The organism is Streptococcus sp. SN3, assembly GCF_030439905.1.
On sequence record NZ_JAQFJF010000009.1, the window covers coordinates 55,622 to 73,092 of the forward strand.

Sequence of the window (17,471 nt, forward strand, 5' to 3'; positions counted from 1 at the left end):
TCTTATATAAGTTTTCCATTTGGTATATTTCCGACAATTGGAAAATCATCAACAGTCGTATACGTGACGGTTCCTGTCCATACACGATTGCCTGACTTATTATTCGTGTAGTTGATTGTTCCGTCTGGTTCAAGATGGACAACACAAGTAGCATCGATTGTCGCATTGAAGTTACCAGTTAGTGTCAAATGTACTTGTGAGATTGGCTTGAAGCCGTCAGGAATCCTCTCATTTGCTCGTGCGTTTTCAACCACGCTTGCAATATTCTTGATGACCCTTGTTACAGAAATCGTCACAAGATTACCTATACGGACGAATGTCGCACCAATACCCCACATTAAGTTAGAAGTCGCTTGCAGTCTCACTTTTTGCAAAATAGCGTCAATGCTTAGCAATGAGTAAGAGTTTGAATAACCCAAACTCCAAGAACCCGTCCCACCCTGCATTTGGGTATTATTGACTTTTTGAAATTCCATTACTTCAGGAGAAATGCGCATTGTATAATTCAATTGATCTGCTGCATTGTAAGCATTCATCAGAAATCCATTTGGAAGCATCATGATTTCTTCTTTTGGAATGTGTGAACGCGCTCCTGCAGTATTATGATTTGTGATTTTTATATTCTCACCAATCTTAATTTCACCATAAGTTCCACTGGTTCGATATTCATTGATAATTTCGCCAGATTTGACTTTTCCAAGCTTAGCACTTAGCGCACTCAACTCCTTAACATTCAGCTTATCTGCTGTGATAGCCCCATTTACAATCATATCTGCTGTAACTTTAAGCAATTTAGCGATGATTTCGACCCATTCGGGATGTTGCGCAATCATACTAGCCAGTATTTGACCGTTGACTGTTTTTTCGGAGCTAGAGACCAAACCGTTCTCGTCGATTTTGAGTTGGTTCTTCTTGACGGTATTATTGCTTAGCTCCTGCACAGATTGTGTAATCTGGTTCGCTCGCTGGTCAAATGTGGTTTGCGAGACTTTGCTTCCGACCTCTTGTTTGACCGCTGCAAGCTGACCGTCCACGCCTTGCTTGTACTCGGCGAGCTTGGTGTCGGTGTCTTCCGGCGCTGGACTCCAGTCAGACGGTATGCTTCCAAGTTCGAGCTTAAATTTCATCTCGTCTTGATTCAGCGCTCGTTTGTCTAACGAAATCGCAATGTATTTCGCTGTATTAGGTGCTTTTAAAAGCTGCTTTCGATAGCCGTTAAACCAAATTGTGGAATAGCCATTTGCGGTCGATTTGTTTACATCATCAAAAAACTGAATCCCTATCCAATTCTTGTTAGAGATTGGTTTCAATTCCCAAACTTGCAAATAGTACTCTGTCCCTTGGAGTTTAATCAAATTTGAATAGATATAATTAGCATCTGATTTCAAACCGTTTTGATAATAACCATTTTTGTTAAAGTTTGAGTAAGCAAGCAGGTTATTTCCGCCAATCGACAACTCCTCAAACCGTCGATTCACTCCTTTAACATCTTCTGTATACTGGCTTTTGCCCACGTAATTTTCAGCTGTTTTAATTCGTTCAGCCGCAATCTGCTTAGCCGTCTCTTCTCTGCTGTATTTTTCCAGCTCCTCCTTGCGCTTACCATCGTTTGCCACATAAGACTTGACTGCGACCATGTCCGTTCTAAGACCTTCCGCAGTCTTTTCTAACGTGGTCTTAGCAACGGTGATTTGTTCCTCAACATCTTCAGGTGCCGGACTCCAATCGGTCTTAATCGTCCCTCGTTCGACCTTAACTTCCCATACTTTTTTCCGAGCGTCCTTATGATAGGTGTTGACTCGCAAGTGATAAGTTCCAGTCGGTTTGTTCCATATAAAAATCGTACCTGTCGTGCCAGTATTGCTATCGGACACAATCTGATAATTCGTAACCGTCTTATCCATCAACCAGAGCACTACATTATCGCTTTCTCGATTCCCGTTGTGATCGCCGCTAAAAACTCCATCGGTTTTAGCAGAAATCAGATATTTTTCACCCTTAACTAAATCAATCGAAGTGGATTGCACGTATAAAACATTGTTATCAAAATTAGATGGATTTATATCAGGCTTAAATTCTCCCTTTGAGCCTTTCAGTAAATTCTTCCCGCCGACAGAAATCTTACTAATCTCTTCTCGGATTCCATCTGCAGTCTGTTTGACCTCTGTTTTGCTGGCTTTGTCAGCCAGCTGGCCAGTAATCCGATCGAGGTTTTGCTCATTGGATTGTTCATAGGTTGTCTGTTGCGTGCGGATAGCGCCAACATCTTTTTTGACTTGCTCGATTTTAGCGGAGCTTTCTGATTTCTCCCTGAGTAAATCTGATTTGACAGCACTCAAATCTTTCTTAGCCAGCTCCATATCTTGTTTGAGTTGGTTAATCGGCGCAGGATCTGCGGGCTTTCCAGGGTCTCCCTTATCGCCTTTTTCTCCAGTAGCTCCTTTAGGCCCTCGTTCTCCTTGGTCTCCTTTTTCAATCAGACCTTTAGAGACCGTTTTAATTCTATTTTCGCCCAGAATTGCACTAACCGAAGCTACTATCCAGCTATCACTCTCTTTATCCGTATTAAATACCCTTATTTGGACGCTATCACCAGCTTTTAACCCTGCTGTGTTTTCGATGACAGACCAATCTCCAGTATAACCATCTGCGCTGTATTGATTGATAAATTTTTGCGCATATTTGTATTGGGTGGTAAACAGTCGTAGAGACTTTCCATCTTCTCCTTTTTCACCGTTTAAACCATTCTTCCCGTCATTGACATTGCTAAAAGTGACTTGCTCTCTAGCAACCTCTTTTCCATCAATCAAGGCAATAGCTGTCAACACTAGCTTGCTAGACATGCCAGCCGCCTTAACTTCAAAAGTTGGAGACGTGCCAAATCCTTGATTATCAACTAACCACTTCCACGTACACTCAACTGGTTTTTGACCTCTCTTCAAGGTCGGATAGATTGTTGATTGTCCTTGATTGTTTTTAAAAATAATCCCGTTGTTGGTCGCTAATTTAATAGCGTAGGGTGTTGCTTCAAGCGTTAGTTGTTCCACTCTTTGCAATAGCTCATTGGCAATCTGGCTCGACTTTCGGACATAGTTTGAGAGACTAGTCTTGACCTCACTCGTCTCTAACAAAGATTCTGTTTGCTCGTTAATCCGAGCTTGTACATAAAGTGGAGGGTCAAAGTGCCGTGCGTCAGCTAGCGTCTTTCTGTCGCCGATGTTGCCGTCAACCGCACCTTCCACTTCGTAATCTACTTTTAACTCACAGTGCTTTTTCAACTCAGATAGCATATAACCAAACAGAGCTTCTTTATTAGCATATTCAGTACCGCTATCCTCATTGACGATATACCCATCATTGGTCTTTCGAGCGATAGACGGGTATTTATCTCTTGCCTGTGGTGCGTAGAGCGTATCGCCGCTACTGTAAAAGAGCAAGTTTCCTTTGCCGTCATAGATTTTTTTATTTAACCCAGCTATCGTCAGACCGTCTTTACCAGTACGACGAATCCCAGTATAAAAGTCATCCATGTTGTCCGAGTAGTTGATAACTTTCAGCTTTTCACCCACTCTAACAGGCATCCCCGTCTTGTCTTTCCCAAGATTTCCCTCACGGTAGATATTAACCACATGACGTTTGAGTGAGTAATCATTATTTAGCTCTGTGACAAATTCCAGCTCTGCGCCAAAGCTATTAGCAACCGAATAGAGCCGCGCTAGAATTGTGTCTGTTCCGCTCCACTCTAACTTAATGGACTTGTCGGCTACTTCATTGATTCCAATCTCAAATGAGTGTTCAGGGTCATAGTAATCGATGTATTGCTTAATACTCATGGCATTGGCTGGTTTGTGCGGGCCACGCTTTTCTTTGTTCGCTTCCAAACTCAATGAGTAGGCTGTTAGCTCAATCTTATAGCCTGTTTTCTTGACACTGTTAATATTCAGCCAAAAATCCTTGTCCTTAAACCGAAAAGCTAGCTTTTGTCCGCTTTGAGCAACCATCTTTTTGGAGTGATAAGTCAGCACAAGGACACTACAAGCACCTTTCAAAAACTGAGTTAGGTTGGCAGAATTATATTTGATTCCGCTTTTATTATCAAAAAAACCGACATTGTGACTGTCGGTTGTATCACGGATGGCGATTCGTACATTTCTTTTTGTCAAATCCAAGCCTCCTCAATTTCAGCTCGTGCGCTCTCTACTTCCGCAAAGCTCGACACAAGCAATTGTACTTTTGTTTTACCAGGCGGAACTTTAAAATAGTCCGTTCCCAAAATCTCATCATCTGGAGCTAACAAATTATTGACATACAACCGCCCCTTTTCTTCTGGGTTTACTTCTCCTGTTGCATCAATAAAAAGTTCTGCTCCCGTCGGATAGCGATTAGGGACATCACGCCAGAATGGCACGTTTAATTTATAAATAGCAAAGTCATTTAGATAATGATGCGTTACTAACTGATTGATGGTTGAGTTCTGCCCTTTATACTGTCCGACAAAAAACTGAACTTTAGCAGCTTGCTTGTCCTTAATTTTGGACTCGAAGTAAGAATGATAACCACCATACCAGAAATAAGTGATTTTATCCCCTTCTTTTCGCAAATCAAACATATTTCGATTTTGGTCTTTACCTTCTAGACTATAAGGGTTGTCTCTCACCCAAAGACTAGGAGTGAACTCAATGGATTTTACAACTCGACTCCCACCGGCTCCATCTCCCATAAGAAAGATGACAAGTGCTTTATTGCGCGTTCGCTCGCTTTTTTCAATCGCCATACCAGCGATAAAATGATTGTCGCTGTCTACAACTGATAAGCACCATGCCCCCGTCTGACTAACATAGCCAGTCTCAAACCAAGCACGAGCCCAGATATACCAGTCTTTTGCTTGTTGAGAAAGTTTTAACTCTTTGACTGCTCCAAACCATGATCCGTTAGCTGTATTCGTGAAATTGACCGGAAGAACCCCTAATCGTCCACCAAGATTAGAATCTGCTGCCATTTTCGTAACAACTTTTTTATTTTGGTTTTCGTAAAAAATGGTTCCGTCCGTCCAATTATTAAAGTTACCTTTCCCATTTCCAGACAATAAGACATTCTTTTTTTCTTCAACTAGATCTGCTTCCTCAATCTTACCAAACTGCATAGCACCGTACTGACTGACAATACCAACATACCCTGATTCACGCTTCAATTTGATTCGATAATTTACCGGGATTTCTTCACTACCATTATTTACGATTTCTGCTTCTAACACACCTTGCGCATTCTTTTTAAATTCAAAATAGCGTGGATTCTTAGCGTGTGCCAATCCATCAGCAATCGAAAAATTGATTGTCCCTTTGCCGCTGAACTTGATTTCTTTAAAATCAAGATCGCTGCTCGGAATAGCGTAAAAAACACGATCAGGCAGATGACTGAAAGTCAGCTTTTTCGGCTCGTCCACATTGAGAGTCGTTTGCAATGCATCGTAATCTGCAACACTGTCATATTTTACATAAAACGGTACTGGAATCTTTTTCAGCTTCTTGCGAGTCTTGACAAATTCCGATCCATCAAGTATTGGATAGTCTTGGAAAGTTGGATCATAATCTGCACCACCAAAGGCGGTGAACCCATCTAAAACAGTAATCCATTTTGTTAATTCAACATCATTAAAATGTACTTTTATCATTAAGTCCACCCCAATCCATTCACAGCGTTCAGAATAGCCTGACGCTTTTCTTGTTCTTCTGATATTGGCTGTGCCAGAACTTGAGATACCTCTCTAGTATCTAATTGCTGTGACACGATAATTGGACGATTTATCAGCTTGGCAATCATATCCAGCATATCATCTTCTCTGCTGCGGTCTTTCGTAGTGTTTAACATCTGGTCGGATAATTTACTAGACGATAGAGCAACTTGCACTTCTTGATTCGCTAACGCTCCAAGCTCAGGCACAGTCAGCTCATTTCCGAAACTATCAGTAATCTCTCCAGCCATACCGCTAACAGTCGATTTAACGGATTTAAATTGATTTCGTAACCCGTCATTTAAACCATTCATGATTGCTTTACCGGCAGGTATCAAGAGTTTGCGGTCATATTCAATCGGCCCTTTATGGTCGCGAATCCAGCCTGCAATCCCACCGACAAAGTCAGTTACACCTTTCCAAGCAGATTTTAAACCACCAAGAAAACCATCAAGAATAGCTCGACCGGCATCCCAAAGATTAATGTTGCGCAAACCATTGAAAATATTAGCGATTCCTGATACTAAATTTGAAACACCCTGTTTCATGCTGTTCCATGCATTTTGTGCGCCTTGCACAATTCCATTAATAATGGCTTGTACAGAAGATTTCAGACCATTCCATGCACTGACAGCAGTGGATGAAATAGAATTCCATAAATTAGACAAGAAATTCATAAAGCCATTCCAAATGTTTTGAGTGCCCTGTACTAGTCCAGTTATCAGATTTGATATAGTAGTTTTTATCCACTCCCATGCTGCAGAAGCTGCATTTTTAATAAAATCCCAGATAGCAGATAAGATATTTGAAAAGTTCTCAAACACGGATTGACCATATCCAACAATTGCACTCACAACTCCCATAAAATAGGTTTTGATGCCTTCCCAAACCATACTTACAGCGTCTGAAATGCCTTGCCAAATCAATCCTAGATCTTCGCCAAGTTTCCCAAAATTGCCTGTAACAATATCAAGGACGATCAAAACAGCCCCTAATACAATGGATTTGATGAAATCCCATGCTCCTTGAAAAATCATCTTAACACCTTCCCACATCTGAGAAAGTCCATCTTTTATGCCGTTCCAAATATTTATAAATCCGTCAATGAACGGCTGAACAATTGTCATGATAGTCTGCGTTATTGCAGTCCATGCAGCACTAACGCCTGATGTGATACCAGACCAAAGATTCGAGAAGAACTCTACAATCCCATTCCATGCATTTTTAATCGTATCAACTACTGCATTCCATGTGTCAGTCACGCCATTCCAAAGGTTCTTCGCACCATCAGAAATACCAGACCAGATACCAACAAAGAAATCAGCAATCTCTTGCCAGGCGTTTTTTATCCAGCTAACAAACCCAGCCCAAATCTTTTGACCAATTTTTGTTTGAGTAAAGAACCAAACTAAACCTGCTACAACAGCAGCAATTGCAGCTGCTATAGCACCGATTGGATTTGCTACTATAGCAGCATTAAAAGCCAAAACCGCTCCTTTAGCCGTGCTGATAGCTGCCGTAAAACCAGAAATAATCGTTTTAATCGTAGTTATAGTTTTAAAGGCTAAAAATCCCGCTAATAGTCCTGCCATCGTTGACTTAAGCACAGCCATTGCTGTTTCATTACTTTTAAGCCAAGTTGTGAAATTCTTGATTGCCCCAGAAGCTGACTTGATAAAACCTGTCACAGATTCAAATGCAGAACCAATGGCATTTACACCTTGCTTACTCCCGGCTATACCTAACAAATCACTGACAAAGTTACTAACAATACCAGCTATATTCCCGATAGTAGAGCCAATATTTTCAAAGGTGACGCGGATGTTCTCGCCGATGTTGACAATGTTGGAAGCTGTCTTTTCATCAAGGCCAAGATAGCTTTTTAAAAAGTCCTTGTTGTCTGCCTTATCTCCGGAACCAAAGATCATATCAGACAGTGCATTAAGAACACCGCTGACATTAGTATAGATATCATAAATTTTATCAGTGATACTTTTAGCAATTCCATCACCAAAGATTGCAGCAATTCCCTCTTTCAAAACTGTACCGATGACATTCGGTAAGCCCCGCAGGATATTTCCAATCATCGGAATAAAGTTTTTAAATAGAAACGTTGATGTCGTCTCTGCCAGAGCTTTCAACGAAGGCATAATATCTTCACCAAGAGCCAATTTCCCCAGCACATTTTGAGCGGCAGCTTTCATGGCAGAAAATGATCCACTAAAAGTAGATGCTGCCTCTTTAGCAGTCGTCCCCGTAATATCTAGCTTCCCTTGGATAGCATGAATAGCTTGATAAACATCGGATAAGTTGTTGATGTCATATTTGACACCCGTCAATTTTTCAGCGTCCGCAAGCAGCCGCTCCATCTCGGTTTTCGTACCACCATACCCCAACTTGAGATTGTCTAACATGGTATAGTTTTGCTTAGCAAATCCTTGATAGGCATCTTGAATACGATCCATAGATGTACCCATTTTGTTGGCATTATCAGACATATCAACCATGGCCATATTAGCCACATCTGCAGCTTTTTCGGTATCTCCACCCAAAGACTGCAAGAGACTAGCAGAGAAGCCAGTTACATTTTCCATGTAAGCATTAGCGGACAGTCCGGTAGTGCGATAAGCCTCATTTGCATAGGCTTTGACCTTATCAGCCGAACCCTTGAAGAGAGTTTCGATTCCTCCAAGTGATTGTTGAAGAGCTGCCCCCTCTGACAGAGCTGCAGTAAAAGCTTTACCGATGCCAGCTGCGGCAATAACACCCGTTACGGCCTTTACAAGAGTAGATCCAAGGGTTGACCCAGCGCTTTTACCTGCTGCACTAGCTTCCGGTGAAATAGCGTTTTGAATCGCTCCACTAATACCTTTAGCGGATGGCATAATCTGCACATAAGCTTGTCCTAATTCTGTTGCCACTAGTTCTCACCTCCAGTCTTGTCTAAAATTTTTGCTCTCGCTTTTTCAAATTCCTCGCCAGAAATAAAGACCATTTCATTGCTTTCTTTTTCTACTGCGGTCAATTTCTCTGTAATAGAAACAGGTCTATTATTCCCTTTTTGCCCATCTTTCGTTTTAAACCATGTAAGCAAAGAGAGCCTGTCTAGAATGCTGGCTTGTAGAAGAGTATCAAATGACACTCTTTGTCCAGACATCACTAACTTAATACGAGAATCTTCTCTGAGACCATAAGAAAAAACAGCTACCTGATAAGCAGGCAACTGTCTATAATCGTATATACGATACACCTCAGCAAGGTCACAAATCAATGCGTCTTCATCTGCTTGTATCATTTTGGCGAGGAGGACAATTTTTTTACCTTGTTTTGAGCTTCGAAGATTTCTTTAATAGCTTCTCCCATTTTGTCCATTGGCACAAGACCTTTTTCATCACGCACATGCTCTTTCAAAGCATCTGCTTGATCGCCTAGTAAAAGTTTTAGCAATTTAGGCAACACAAGAGGATTCGTATCCACTTCTGCGATTGCTTCTACTAGTTCATAGTTGCTTAGACGTTCACTTGAAATTTCAAACGAAAAACCTGATGTAGTCGTACCTTTAATTGATTTTAGCATCTATTAAGCTCCTTTAATATATTCATAGTGCGTATTCCCTTCTTTATCAGGAAACGCAGTAACAGTTGTCTCATAACCTACCGTTTCACCGTCTTTGTAGGCTACTTCCCCGATTTCGGTCACTTTTCCTTGCGGAATAACAATCCGTTTGAGTACACCACCTTTAAGGATAACCTCCACAACAAGACAGTGGTCTTTTAATTCAGTAGAATTTGCTTTGACAGTGATACCTGTTGCTAGTTCTCCCGTTACGTTAGTATCTCCATAAATTTCTTTAAGCACCGCTAAGTTTAGCGCTTCAATTAGTGTAAAACCAAACGTATCCTTTTTCTCAGTTTGAGAAGAGTTTACCACATCGCCACCCCAGGCCTTAATATCTTCCGATTCTGGGCTATTCGTGTTAGTAAGTCCGTCCTCTGAGATGTAGCCCAATGATTTAAACGCTGTATTAAGAGCTGTAGTTGCATCTGTTGGAAGTTCAGTACCCAATGGCGCAGAGTAAATTGCCCCACCAACCTTTGGTTTTGCGGTTGTTACATGTGATGAATTTGACATTTTATTCTCCTTTTCAATTTTAATAATGGTTAATATCAAATACTGCTTGATACCGGTAAGATTTTGTTTCGGTATCAGTATAGTTATAATCGCTATTTAACGAGATGCCACTAATATCATCTAGTTCTATCAAGCCTTCAACAACATCTTTGACTTCTTCGTTTAATAGCGCGGCATCGTGCATAGACTTAGCGTAACTCTGAAAAGCAAAAGTTGACGACTTCAACTGATTTCTCTTGCTACTGCCTGTTTTTTCTATCACGACATATTTATCAGGCATTTTCGCCTGATGTTCAAAAAAAGACGGCACAGTTAAATGACCGTCAAAGTATTTCTTGATGATAACTTCAATCATTTAACGCACCGCCTTTAAAAGTGTATTGTTTTTGAGATTATCTTTCTTAGCTTTGCGAGTTTTAGCACTCACCATTGCATTTGCACGATTGCGTCCAATATGGATGTCCTGCTCGTATCCATCACCACACCGATTTTTGATATTGCTAGCATGTTTGTTCAAAACAGTTTGCATAGCTTCTGATTTCATAAGATCAGCTACACCCGCACGATTTAGCTTAAATTTCATACCGCTCTACCGTCACTTTCTTGTTCCAGTCAAGTGGGATTAAATCTTCAATTCCCTCAAGTGGAAGACCAAATACCTGCCAACGTTTTCCAAAAAAACGTACCTCTTTGTTCTCCCAATCATGAGTATCACCTTTCGGAATAGCTAACGTATAGGCTGCCTTTCGACCGGTTAAATTAAGCTGTGTCGTGATATCGTCTGACGTAGTTGGACTGACTAACACATTTTCAACTTCGATTTCTTTATCTTCAAAGATTGAGTGACCGAAATCATCCTGACCCGTCTTGACCTTATCGATTAAGGTCACGGTAATTCCTTTAATCTGTGCCATAAATATCAATCACCCCAAATCTTTGTTTTTTCAAACCAAGTCGTTTTAGCTCTGAATCTTTGATAAACAGACCACCGCCCGGCACAAGATAAGAGCCACTCCAAGTGTATCCCAGAGCACTCTCAGAAACTTGTGTCATTGGCTCTTGATTTGTCGAAGTCATCAACGTTCTAGCTACAACATCCACTACTACAGACTTAACAACATAGGCATACGATTCATTGGCTACAAACAATTTGTCTAAGTCTTTACCAACCTTTTCAGCTTCAACACGCAACGAAGCAGAGACAACTTTCAACAGTGCCTCAGCTCGTTTTTGTTCATCAAGCTTTAAAGGTCGCCACAATTCCTGCAGCTCATCTACTGTTGCAAAGTTCTTCATATCTTTTACCCTTCGTGTTGTTCTAATAAGGCAATCAAGTCTGATTTCACTGCTTTGCTATCGTATTCAATTCCAAGTTCATCAAGTTTAGACTTGATTTCAGGAACAGTCAACTTATAGCTCTCTTTAAGCTCCGAAGCGGGGACCCAATCCCCGCCAAGTTCGCAGTCTGTTTCAATACTTACAAGAGTTTCTTTATTGATATATTCCATATTAAGCCTCCACACGAGCAAATGCTTGCTCATCAAGAATTCCCCAACCAGCATATACTTCTGTCCGCAGGCATACTTCGCGATAACGTTTTAAGTCTCGACCTGCCCCGTCAGGGTCGCCGTATTCAATAATTTCAAGCGGAATATTTTCTGCATATCCCCACTTCACCGCATTTTCAAAATCTCCCGCGATAACATGGTCTTTTTTAGCTGTACTTGCAACAGTTGTCAATGTTTTATTAACATCAGACTTCATTCCGTAAAATGAATCTGGATTTTGGCCAAAGCGGTATTCAGGATATTGAACTACTCCGTTTACTTTAATTTTACCAAGTGCCGCTCCTGCTGCCGGAGATAACGCAATTCCGTTCACTTCACAATCATTTGCTGTAATAGTCGCAACAGCAGCATCAATATTTTCATCAATTTTATCCGCTTCAAAAGTTACTACATTTCCTGTAATTAAGCCATCAAACGAGTTGGTCGATTTAAAAGAAGCATCTGTCATCGATTTGGGTTCTAAACCATGGAAAGAAGCAATATCAATTGCTTGTGCCACTTTCTTAGCCAAACCATCAATAAATGATTTAAGATATGATAATTGTTTTTCTTCTGAACAATGTACAAATTCTTCCGAAACCCGTGCTTGATAAGTAATTAAAACTGGTTTGATCACTTTTGGTTTCATAGTTGCATTTCCAGCACTTGAAGGATTTCCTTCACCTACAATTTCAGCGTTTCCTTCAAGGTTGAATACAAATGTTTCTGTACCAGTAAATGGAATAGGTTCTTGTGTGGTAAGTTTTGCAAGGGTTGAATGCCCTTTTACTTTACTAAAAATATCTTGTACTGTTTCTACAGGGAACAAATCCCCTGATTGCAATGTTGCCATAAATTATTCTCCTCTCATATTTCGCAGCATTCCTCTCAATGCTGCATCTTCATCATTTTCTGAGCCGACATTCGGCTCATTTGATTTTGGCGGTGCCTTTGGTTCAGCCGGCTTCACGAAACTGGCCAAACGCTCTGCGTCAGCTTTCAGGCTCTCCTCATCGTTTCCTTGCAGTCTATCAGCAAGGTCAATTGGCAGACCATTTTGCAAAGCAATCCGCGTCCGCAAAGCTGCTGTCTCATAACCAGTCACTTTTTCCTGCAAATCTGCAATCTGCTTGTCTGTATCTGCTTTTGATTGATTCGATGCTTCAAGTGTTGACTTCAAGCTACCGTTTTCTTTTTCCAATTCCGTCACACGAGACTTGATTTGGTCATAATCTGCGTATTTCTCTTTTTCACGAGCCAGACGCGCCTTAATCGCCGCATCAAATTCTTCTTGTGTAGTAATTGCTATAAATTCTGACATATAAAATATCCTTTCTCCGCATTTCCCGTGCGTTCGGTAATTTTGAGCATTAAAAAAAGCGTCAGTGCGCCTTTTTTAATAACTGATTCTTTGCTTTTTCCTAGGTTTTGTTGTGTAACAAAGCCAGTGCGCAAGCAGAGCGCTATCCATTAGACTGATATCCCTATCATCATATAGCGATTTATAGCCAAAACCGCCATTAGAACCTATATTGCGTTTATCACAGTTAGTCACGACTTCTGTCAAAGAGGGTTGGTCATTATGGCAGAGAGTTTGTTGAACTATTGCCTGTTCCCATAATGAGTTGGCCGTAATAACTTCTTTTACCGCAGGTAAAATAGGTTTTTTTAGTCCACTCTCCGTCATCTCGTTGGCCAAAAGTTCCTGACCGCTGGCGCCATCAACAACAACTTTTTCAACATCCGCTGATTGCAAGAAATTGATAATCCAATGCGTGCCGCTTCTAACTGACACACAATCAATGTTCTCTATGAATATCCTGCTATCTGCAGTACGTACTGCGATTGCCATAGCGACATTAACGCCATTCTGACCAAACTTGATACCAACAAATAACTTGCCTTTTAATCTTGGCATTGTGTTCACCTTCAATTCAGACCACTCTTTTTTAGAGATAACCGATTTTTGGTTAAATGTAGGCCAATAACCCAAACGCTGGATATTGTGATCAAGCTCATCTTCCCCAAGCTCTGCTTTAATTTTTCGCTCGTTGAGATGATAACCCATAGATGGATTTGTCAGGTACCAAGCTTCCACATCATTTATATCGTGGATACCCTCAACAGCCCATTCAGCCCATCCTGAGTACTCGCTTTTCCCTGCTAAAACCTTATCACGGAAACTTTGGAAGACAGTTCCTTTAGAAACCATGGTTGGAGGCGTCCCGCACATGATGGTTATTGGATTCTTACTATCCGTCACCGTGTACTTTAGAGCCGATTCTTGCTCCGTTGTGTACTCCTGTGCTTCGTCAATAATCAGCAAGTCAAAACCTTCACCGAGACCACCGCCTGATGTCCTTGTTCGGAATTGGATTACTGCACCAGTGGCCTTGAACTCAATGCGTTCCTGCCCTTTAGCTTTGTTTGAAGTAAAATCTTCACCATTAACATAGCCCATATCCTCAAGTATCTTCTTCAATTTTTCAAAAGAAGAGTGCGATGTACTGATTAAGTGCGCAGTATGCAAGATTTTTAAGCCTTTATGCAGTCCCCAAAGTTCGAGCAAATAGACATCTTCTGTCTTACCATTCCGCCGCGGGATAGCATAGCCAAACTTTTGATGTACCCACAATCCGTCTTCTCTAATCCCCATGATAGATTCAAGAAGATTGACCTGCCAGGGATAACAATCACGACCAGACTTCCAATATAGCTCTATAGCTTCTTGTGCCAAGCTATCAGTGTAATGTAAAGTTACCGATTGAGTAGGATTTTGATTGCCAAATCTAATCTTAGTTTTAGTAACCATAACATTTCCTTTCAATCGTCATTGCATGATAACCCTATCGCTGGGAGATAGTAGATCACCTCCTAAACTAGTTGTCCAAAAGTGCAATCATTCTTTTTCTTCTCTTCTCCTTTCCTTGCTTTTTAAGCAAAATTGTTGTATACTTAACTTAAGTAAGGAAGTAATCCTGTTCCCCTTGTCCACTATGTGGTCGGAATGACGGTTACTTCCTTTTTTGTACTATATCAATCAAGCGATTGCCACGCTTCATGATAACAGTATCAACATCTCTCCTGCCGCTTCTGTAGATTATTTCCAACTGCTGTAACACTTCTTCTGTGCTAATATTAGATTTTTCTAGTTCAAGCACAAAATTATTTGCTTGTCTTTTTGATTTTCGCATATTGTTATCAACAACATTTTTACCAGCTCCCTCAATCTCTTTTAAGTCAAATCGTTCACCATTGACCAAATAATCAGGAGTCGGAACTTTTAGCGGATAATTTACTTTTGGTACAAGCTGGACTTTAACACCAAATTTCTTGGCTAGCCACTCTGCAACCTCTTTTTCTTTTTGTGAATAATCTAAGACAACATGCTTTCCGTCAACATGATACTTGACCTCCTCATGCTCCCAGTAGCCCATTTCGGCAACAGAACCTTTACCTGAGTGCTTTAGCCACTCTTTTCTTATACTCTGATAAGGTTTACTATTCTGCTGTTGTCCAATCATCTTTCTGCGCTTGATAGCAGTTTTCTTTTCATCACTCCATTTTTTAGAATGAACATTTTGCCTGCGGCCATCACCGGGGCGGTAATCTACTGTACATCTACAATTCTCGTGCCGATGATAGACATCATCAGGTACATCAGGGTAATCATAAGAACCTGCCAGACCCTTACACCATTTACAAGGATGCCCAACAACCCTGCGAACGATTTTAGGTTTCAATCCTGCTTTTGCATGAAACTTAGCATTAGCCTCTATGCTGTCATCAACGATACTTTGACTGAAATTGACAACTGGGTCATTAAGCAACCATTTTACTTTCTCAAAACTATCCTCACTAGCCAACCGATTGACTAATCCATCGATACGGTCTTGGTTAAGCGCTGGATTCTGAATCGCAAATCCAAATCCTGCTTCATTGTTCAAAATCCGCTGAACTTCTGCCGAGTAATCACTTATCAGATCGTAATTTCTGCCCAGCGTCTCGTTTAACAGTCTTTGAGCAATGTTGTAATACATTTTCCCATCTGGCAAAACATCGTCGCTCAGAGAGCCTCTCAGAGCCTTAGAGAGAATCTCGCCAAGCTCAACGGCATAGTCATTCGCGTCAATGTAATTTGCCTTTTTCTGCTCCAATTTTGAAATAAGAATCTGCAAAGTGGAACTATTAAGCCGACCATCTTCAAAATCTAATTGTATCTTTTTGAGGAGCTCTGGTACGATATCTTCAACCATTGACATCAGCTCCCTTGATACCAGTCAGGTCTCTGATAGTCTTAGCATCCAAATAGCCAGGAACTGCCTGATTCAGCTTGATAGCTCCATCACCAATCATGGTCAACATATTGGCATCAGCCTCAAAGAGTGGCTCCCATTTTACGCTAGTTTCCATAAATTGGCTACGTAAAAAGGGGAACTTGTCGCGTAAACAAACGGCTACATAAGCCGTATTTAGCAATCCAGATGCGAAAGATCGTTGAGCTTTTCGCCCAGCCGCTCTTAGATTTTCATGAGCAGCTTTGATTGCTTCCACTGAAGATGGATTGTCAGACGGGAAACCTAAATCATCTAGAGTTAATCCGCTTCCACCAGCAAACAAAGAAGCATACATCCTAAGCTGCTCAATAAATGGAGACATGCTAGCAGTTGAGAACTGACCAACTGTAGGACTGTCACCATCAGCATCCTTAGAAAATTCCAAAAGACTGGAAACTGTCGCTTTCCATTTTTCGATAGGATCTGCATCCTGACTAGTTCCTACTACATATTTTTGAGGAAAAGAATAAAACTCTGCAGTCACTTCTGCACGCTCCAGCGTCCGCTTAGCAGCCTTTTGCTGGTACATGCCAGCACGAGTGATACGACTCCGCCCAAATGGCCGCACAGCATCTGGTCGATGGATAATTGGAACCAATAGAGGCTGTCCAGAGGGATTTGAGATAGAATACTCCTCGCCATATTTAGGATAATACCACGTTGCATCTGGTGTGAAATATGCCTCTAAAGTTGGAACACCATATTCATCCTGTTCTAAAACAGCATAACCTTCTGTCAATAGAAATGTCGTCGGATCCAGAATTCCTGTTGCCCGGCTCGCTTCTACAACCTGCATTTTAGGCAATTCACCATTTACCCCTGGCATGACGTAGACAAAGCAACAGGAGGCAATCAAAGCCGACTGTATCGCCGTATCAAAAAAGATATCCGGATTGTTAGCGTTAAAAATTTCTGTTGCATTAAAATCATCATTAGCAAACTCGCGGAAAACAATTCTATCTGCTAGAGCGTCGACTCCGTGGGCAGTCCATCCCAAAACAGAACTGTACGCATCACGAACTTTGTCTGGCACAACAATACTGCGAGATGGTTCTTTGTCTTCCATTGCATAATATCGATAACGCTTCTTTACACCCAATTGATAAAGGGCCAACTTCCTACGAAGATAGCCCATACCCATATAATTCATTCTGATTGCTCCTTTATCCTTTCTACAACTAATTGTTCAAAGTTTTCTTCGTGTACATCAATACCCTCAACGACTGTCCGACTAACGAAATCAAAAGCTTCTTCATTTGCCAAAATTCGATTTTTCAAATCACGATAGTATTTCAACAGACTTTTACTTTTTTTACGCTTTTTGGAAGTTGAAATGTTAGGATTTGAAACTTTGATTTTTTCCTGCTTCTTAGCAGCACGCTTTTTCTTCATCAGTTTGCGTTGATTCGTTCTAATCCCGTCCCTACGGCATTTGTCACTGCAATATTTTGACCGACTAGATGTAGCCGTGAACTTTTTACCACATATCGAACACTTAATTTTTTTCATTTCCTAACTCCCAAATCCTAACGCGAGAAAAAATGTACAGTGACGGCGTGAAGGGCTGCGCCCGTCAAGGGGAGGGGGAATCCCCCCCTTGTCGTCGTTTTCAAAAAAATTTTTAAAAAACTCAAACGATTTTTCAAAATTTAATCAAATCATTGTACGTGCTTCAATGATTTTTTCTTTTTTCAAAAAATTCAAATATAATCTTAAATCTCGTCA

At 40.9% G+C, this 17,471-nt stretch carries 17 protein-coding genes; all 17 read right to left on the minus strand.

Annotation, left to right across the window (positions count from 1 at the left end; translation table 11 throughout):
* Positions 1-2 precede the first annotated feature (2 nt).
* The 17 genes from PCY71_RS13050 to PCY71_RS13130 all read right to left on the minus strand — a co-directional run bounded on the left by PCY71_RS13050 (position 3) and on the right by PCY71_RS13130 (position 17,255).
* Positions 3-4,163, minus strand: a complete 4,161-nt coding sequence (locus PCY71_RS13050) for a hypothetical protein (RefSeq protein WP_301412715.1) — start codon at positions 4,161-4,163, stop codon at positions 3-5.
* Positions 4,160-5,671: a distal tail protein Dit gene (locus tag PCY71_RS13055; RefSeq protein WP_301412716.1), complete on the minus strand. Its 1,512-nt coding sequence runs from the start codon at positions 5,669-5,671 to the stop codon at positions 4,160-4,162. The genes PCY71_RS13050 and PCY71_RS13055 overlap by 4 nt, the downstream gene beginning before the upstream one ends.
* Entirely contained in the window at positions 5,671-8,652 is a 2,982-nt protein-coding gene (locus PCY71_RS13060) for a PblA (RefSeq protein WP_301412717.1), read from the minus strand. Before PCY71_RS13060 ends, PCY71_RS13055 begins: the two co-directional genes overlap by 1 nt.
* On the minus strand, positions 8,652-9,026 hold the full coding sequence (locus tag PCY71_RS13065) for a DUF5361 domain-containing protein (protein WP_264350656.1): 375 nt from the start codon (positions 9,024-9,026) through the stop codon (positions 8,652-8,654). Before PCY71_RS13065 ends, PCY71_RS13060 begins: the two co-directional genes overlap by 1 nt.
* A complete protein-coding gene (locus PCY71_RS13070) occupies positions 9,023-9,307 on the minus strand; it encodes a hypothetical protein (protein ID WP_301412718.1) in 285 nt (94 codons plus the stop codon). The genes PCY71_RS13065 and PCY71_RS13070 overlap by 4 nt, the downstream gene beginning before the upstream one ends.
* 3 nt (positions 9,308-9,310) lie before the next feature.
* On the minus strand, positions 9,311-9,862 hold the full coding sequence (locus PCY71_RS13075; protein ID WP_301412719.1) for a phage tail protein: 552 nt from the start codon (positions 9,860-9,862) through the stop codon (positions 9,311-9,313).
* Positions 9,863-9,881: 19 nt separating this feature from the next.
* A complete protein-coding gene (locus PCY71_RS13080; protein WP_144210060.1) occupies positions 9,882-10,217 on the minus strand; it encodes a hypothetical protein in 336 nt (111 codons plus the stop codon).
* Entirely contained in the window at positions 10,218-10,445 is a 228-nt protein-coding gene (locus PCY71_RS13085; RefSeq protein ID WP_301412720.1) for a hypothetical protein, read from the minus strand.
* Positions 10,435-10,776, minus strand: coding sequence for a hypothetical protein (locus PCY71_RS13090; RefSeq protein ID WP_301412721.1), 342 nt, complete (start codon positions 10,774-10,776; stop codon positions 10,435-10,437). The genes PCY71_RS13085 and PCY71_RS13090 overlap by 11 nt, the downstream gene beginning before the upstream one ends.
* Entirely contained in the window at positions 10,763-11,158 is a 396-nt protein-coding gene (locus tag PCY71_RS13095) for a phage Gp19/Gp15/Gp42 family protein (RefSeq protein WP_301412722.1), read from the minus strand. Before PCY71_RS13095 ends, PCY71_RS13090 begins: the two co-directional genes overlap by 14 nt.
* A 5-nt stretch (positions 11,159-11,163) precedes the next feature.
* Positions 11,164-11,370, minus strand: a complete 207-nt coding sequence (locus PCY71_RS13100) for a HeH/LEM domain-containing protein (RefSeq protein WP_106382470.1) — start codon at positions 11,368-11,370, stop codon at positions 11,164-11,166.
* 1 nt (position 11,371) lies between these two features.
* A complete protein-coding gene (locus tag PCY71_RS13105) occupies positions 11,372-12,262 on the minus strand; it encodes a phage major capsid protein (protein ID WP_301412723.1) in 891 nt (296 codons plus the stop codon).
* A 3-nt stretch (positions 12,263-12,265) separates the two neighbouring features.
* A complete protein-coding gene (locus PCY71_RS13110) occupies positions 12,266-12,730 on the minus strand; it encodes a DUF4355 domain-containing protein (RefSeq protein ID WP_106382468.1) in 465 nt (154 codons plus the stop codon).
* 75 nt (positions 12,731-12,805) lie between these two features.
* A complete protein-coding gene (locus tag PCY71_RS13115; RefSeq protein ID WP_301412724.1) occupies positions 12,806-14,221 on the minus strand; it encodes a DEAD/DEAH box helicase family protein in 1,416 nt (471 codons plus the stop codon).
* 202 nt (positions 14,222-14,423) lie between these two features.
* Positions 14,424-15,671 (minus strand): hypothetical protein, encoded by a 1,248-nt coding sequence (locus tag PCY71_RS13120; RefSeq protein WP_301412725.1) that lies wholly within the window; start codon positions 15,669-15,671, stop codon positions 14,424-14,426.
* A complete protein-coding gene (locus PCY71_RS13125; protein WP_247938733.1) occupies positions 15,658-16,896 on the minus strand; it encodes a hypothetical protein in 1,239 nt (412 codons plus the stop codon). Before PCY71_RS13125 ends, PCY71_RS13120 begins: the two co-directional genes overlap by 14 nt.
* Positions 16,893-17,255 carry a hypothetical protein gene (locus PCY71_RS13130; protein ID WP_301412726.1) on the minus strand — a complete coding sequence of 121 codons (363 nt, stop codon included), beginning with the start codon at positions 17,253-17,255 and terminating at the stop codon, positions 16,893-16,895. Before PCY71_RS13130 ends, PCY71_RS13125 begins: the two co-directional genes overlap by 4 nt.
* Positions 17,256-17,471: the final 216 nt, after the last annotated feature.

What these genes read in the sequence shown, in the direction of transcription:
- PCY71_RS13055 (WP_301412716.1), bottom strand. Translation starts at nt 5,671, where the DNA reads ATGATAAAAGTACATTTTAATGATGTTGAATTAACAAAATGGATTACT.
- PCY71_RS13065 (WP_264350656.1), bottom strand. Translation starts at nt 9,026, where the DNA reads ATGATACAAGCAGATGAAGACGCATTGATTTGTGACCTTGCTGAGGTG.
- PCY71_RS13070 (WP_301412718.1), bottom strand. Translation starts at nt 9,307, where the DNA reads ATGCTAAAATCAATTAAAGGTACGACTACATCAGGTTTTTCGTTTGAA.
- PCY71_RS13075 (WP_301412719.1), bottom strand. Translation starts at nt 9,862, where the DNA reads ATGTCAAATTCATCACATGTAACAACCGCAAAACCAAAGGTTGGTGGG.
- PCY71_RS13080 (WP_144210060.1), bottom strand. Translation starts at nt 10,217, where the DNA reads ATGATTGAAGTTATCATCAAGAAATACTTTGACGGTCATTTAACTGTG.
- PCY71_RS13085 (WP_301412720.1), bottom strand. Translation starts at nt 10,445, where the DNA reads ATGAAATTTAAGCTAAATCGTGCGGGTGTAGCTGATCTTATGAAATCA.
- PCY71_RS13090 (WP_301412721.1), bottom strand. Translation starts at nt 10,776, where the DNA reads ATGGCACAGATTAAAGGAATTACCGTGACCTTAATCGATAAGGTCAAG.
- PCY71_RS13095 (WP_301412722.1), bottom strand. Translation starts at nt 11,158, where the DNA reads ATGAAGAACTTTGCAACAGTAGATGAGCTGCAGGAATTGTGGCGACCT.
- PCY71_RS13100 (WP_106382470.1), bottom strand. Translation starts at nt 11,370, where the DNA reads ATGGAATATATCAATAAAGAAACTCTTGTAAGTATTGAAACAGACTGC.
- PCY71_RS13105 (WP_301412723.1), bottom strand. Translation starts at nt 12,262, where the DNA reads ATGGCAACATTGCAATCAGGGGATTTGTTCCCTGTAGAAACAGTACAA.
- PCY71_RS13110 (WP_106382468.1), bottom strand. Translation starts at nt 12,730, where the DNA reads ATGTCAGAATTTATAGCAATTACTACACAAGAAGAATTTGATGCGGCG.
- PCY71_RS13115 (WP_301412724.1), bottom strand. Translation starts at nt 14,221, where the DNA reads ATGGTTACTAAAACTAAGATTAGATTTGGCAATCAAAATCCTACTCAA.
- PCY71_RS13120 (WP_301412725.1), bottom strand. Translation starts at nt 15,671, where the DNA reads ATGTCAATGGTTGAAGATATCGTACCAGAGCTCCTCAAAAAGATACAA.
- PCY71_RS13125 (WP_247938733.1), bottom strand. Translation starts at nt 16,896, where the DNA reads ATGAATTATATGGGTATGGGCTATCTTCGTAGGAAGTTGGCCCTTTAT.
- PCY71_RS13130 (WP_301412726.1), bottom strand. Translation starts at nt 17,255, where the DNA reads ATGAAAAAAATTAAGTGTTCGATATGTGGTAAAAAGTTCACGGCTACA.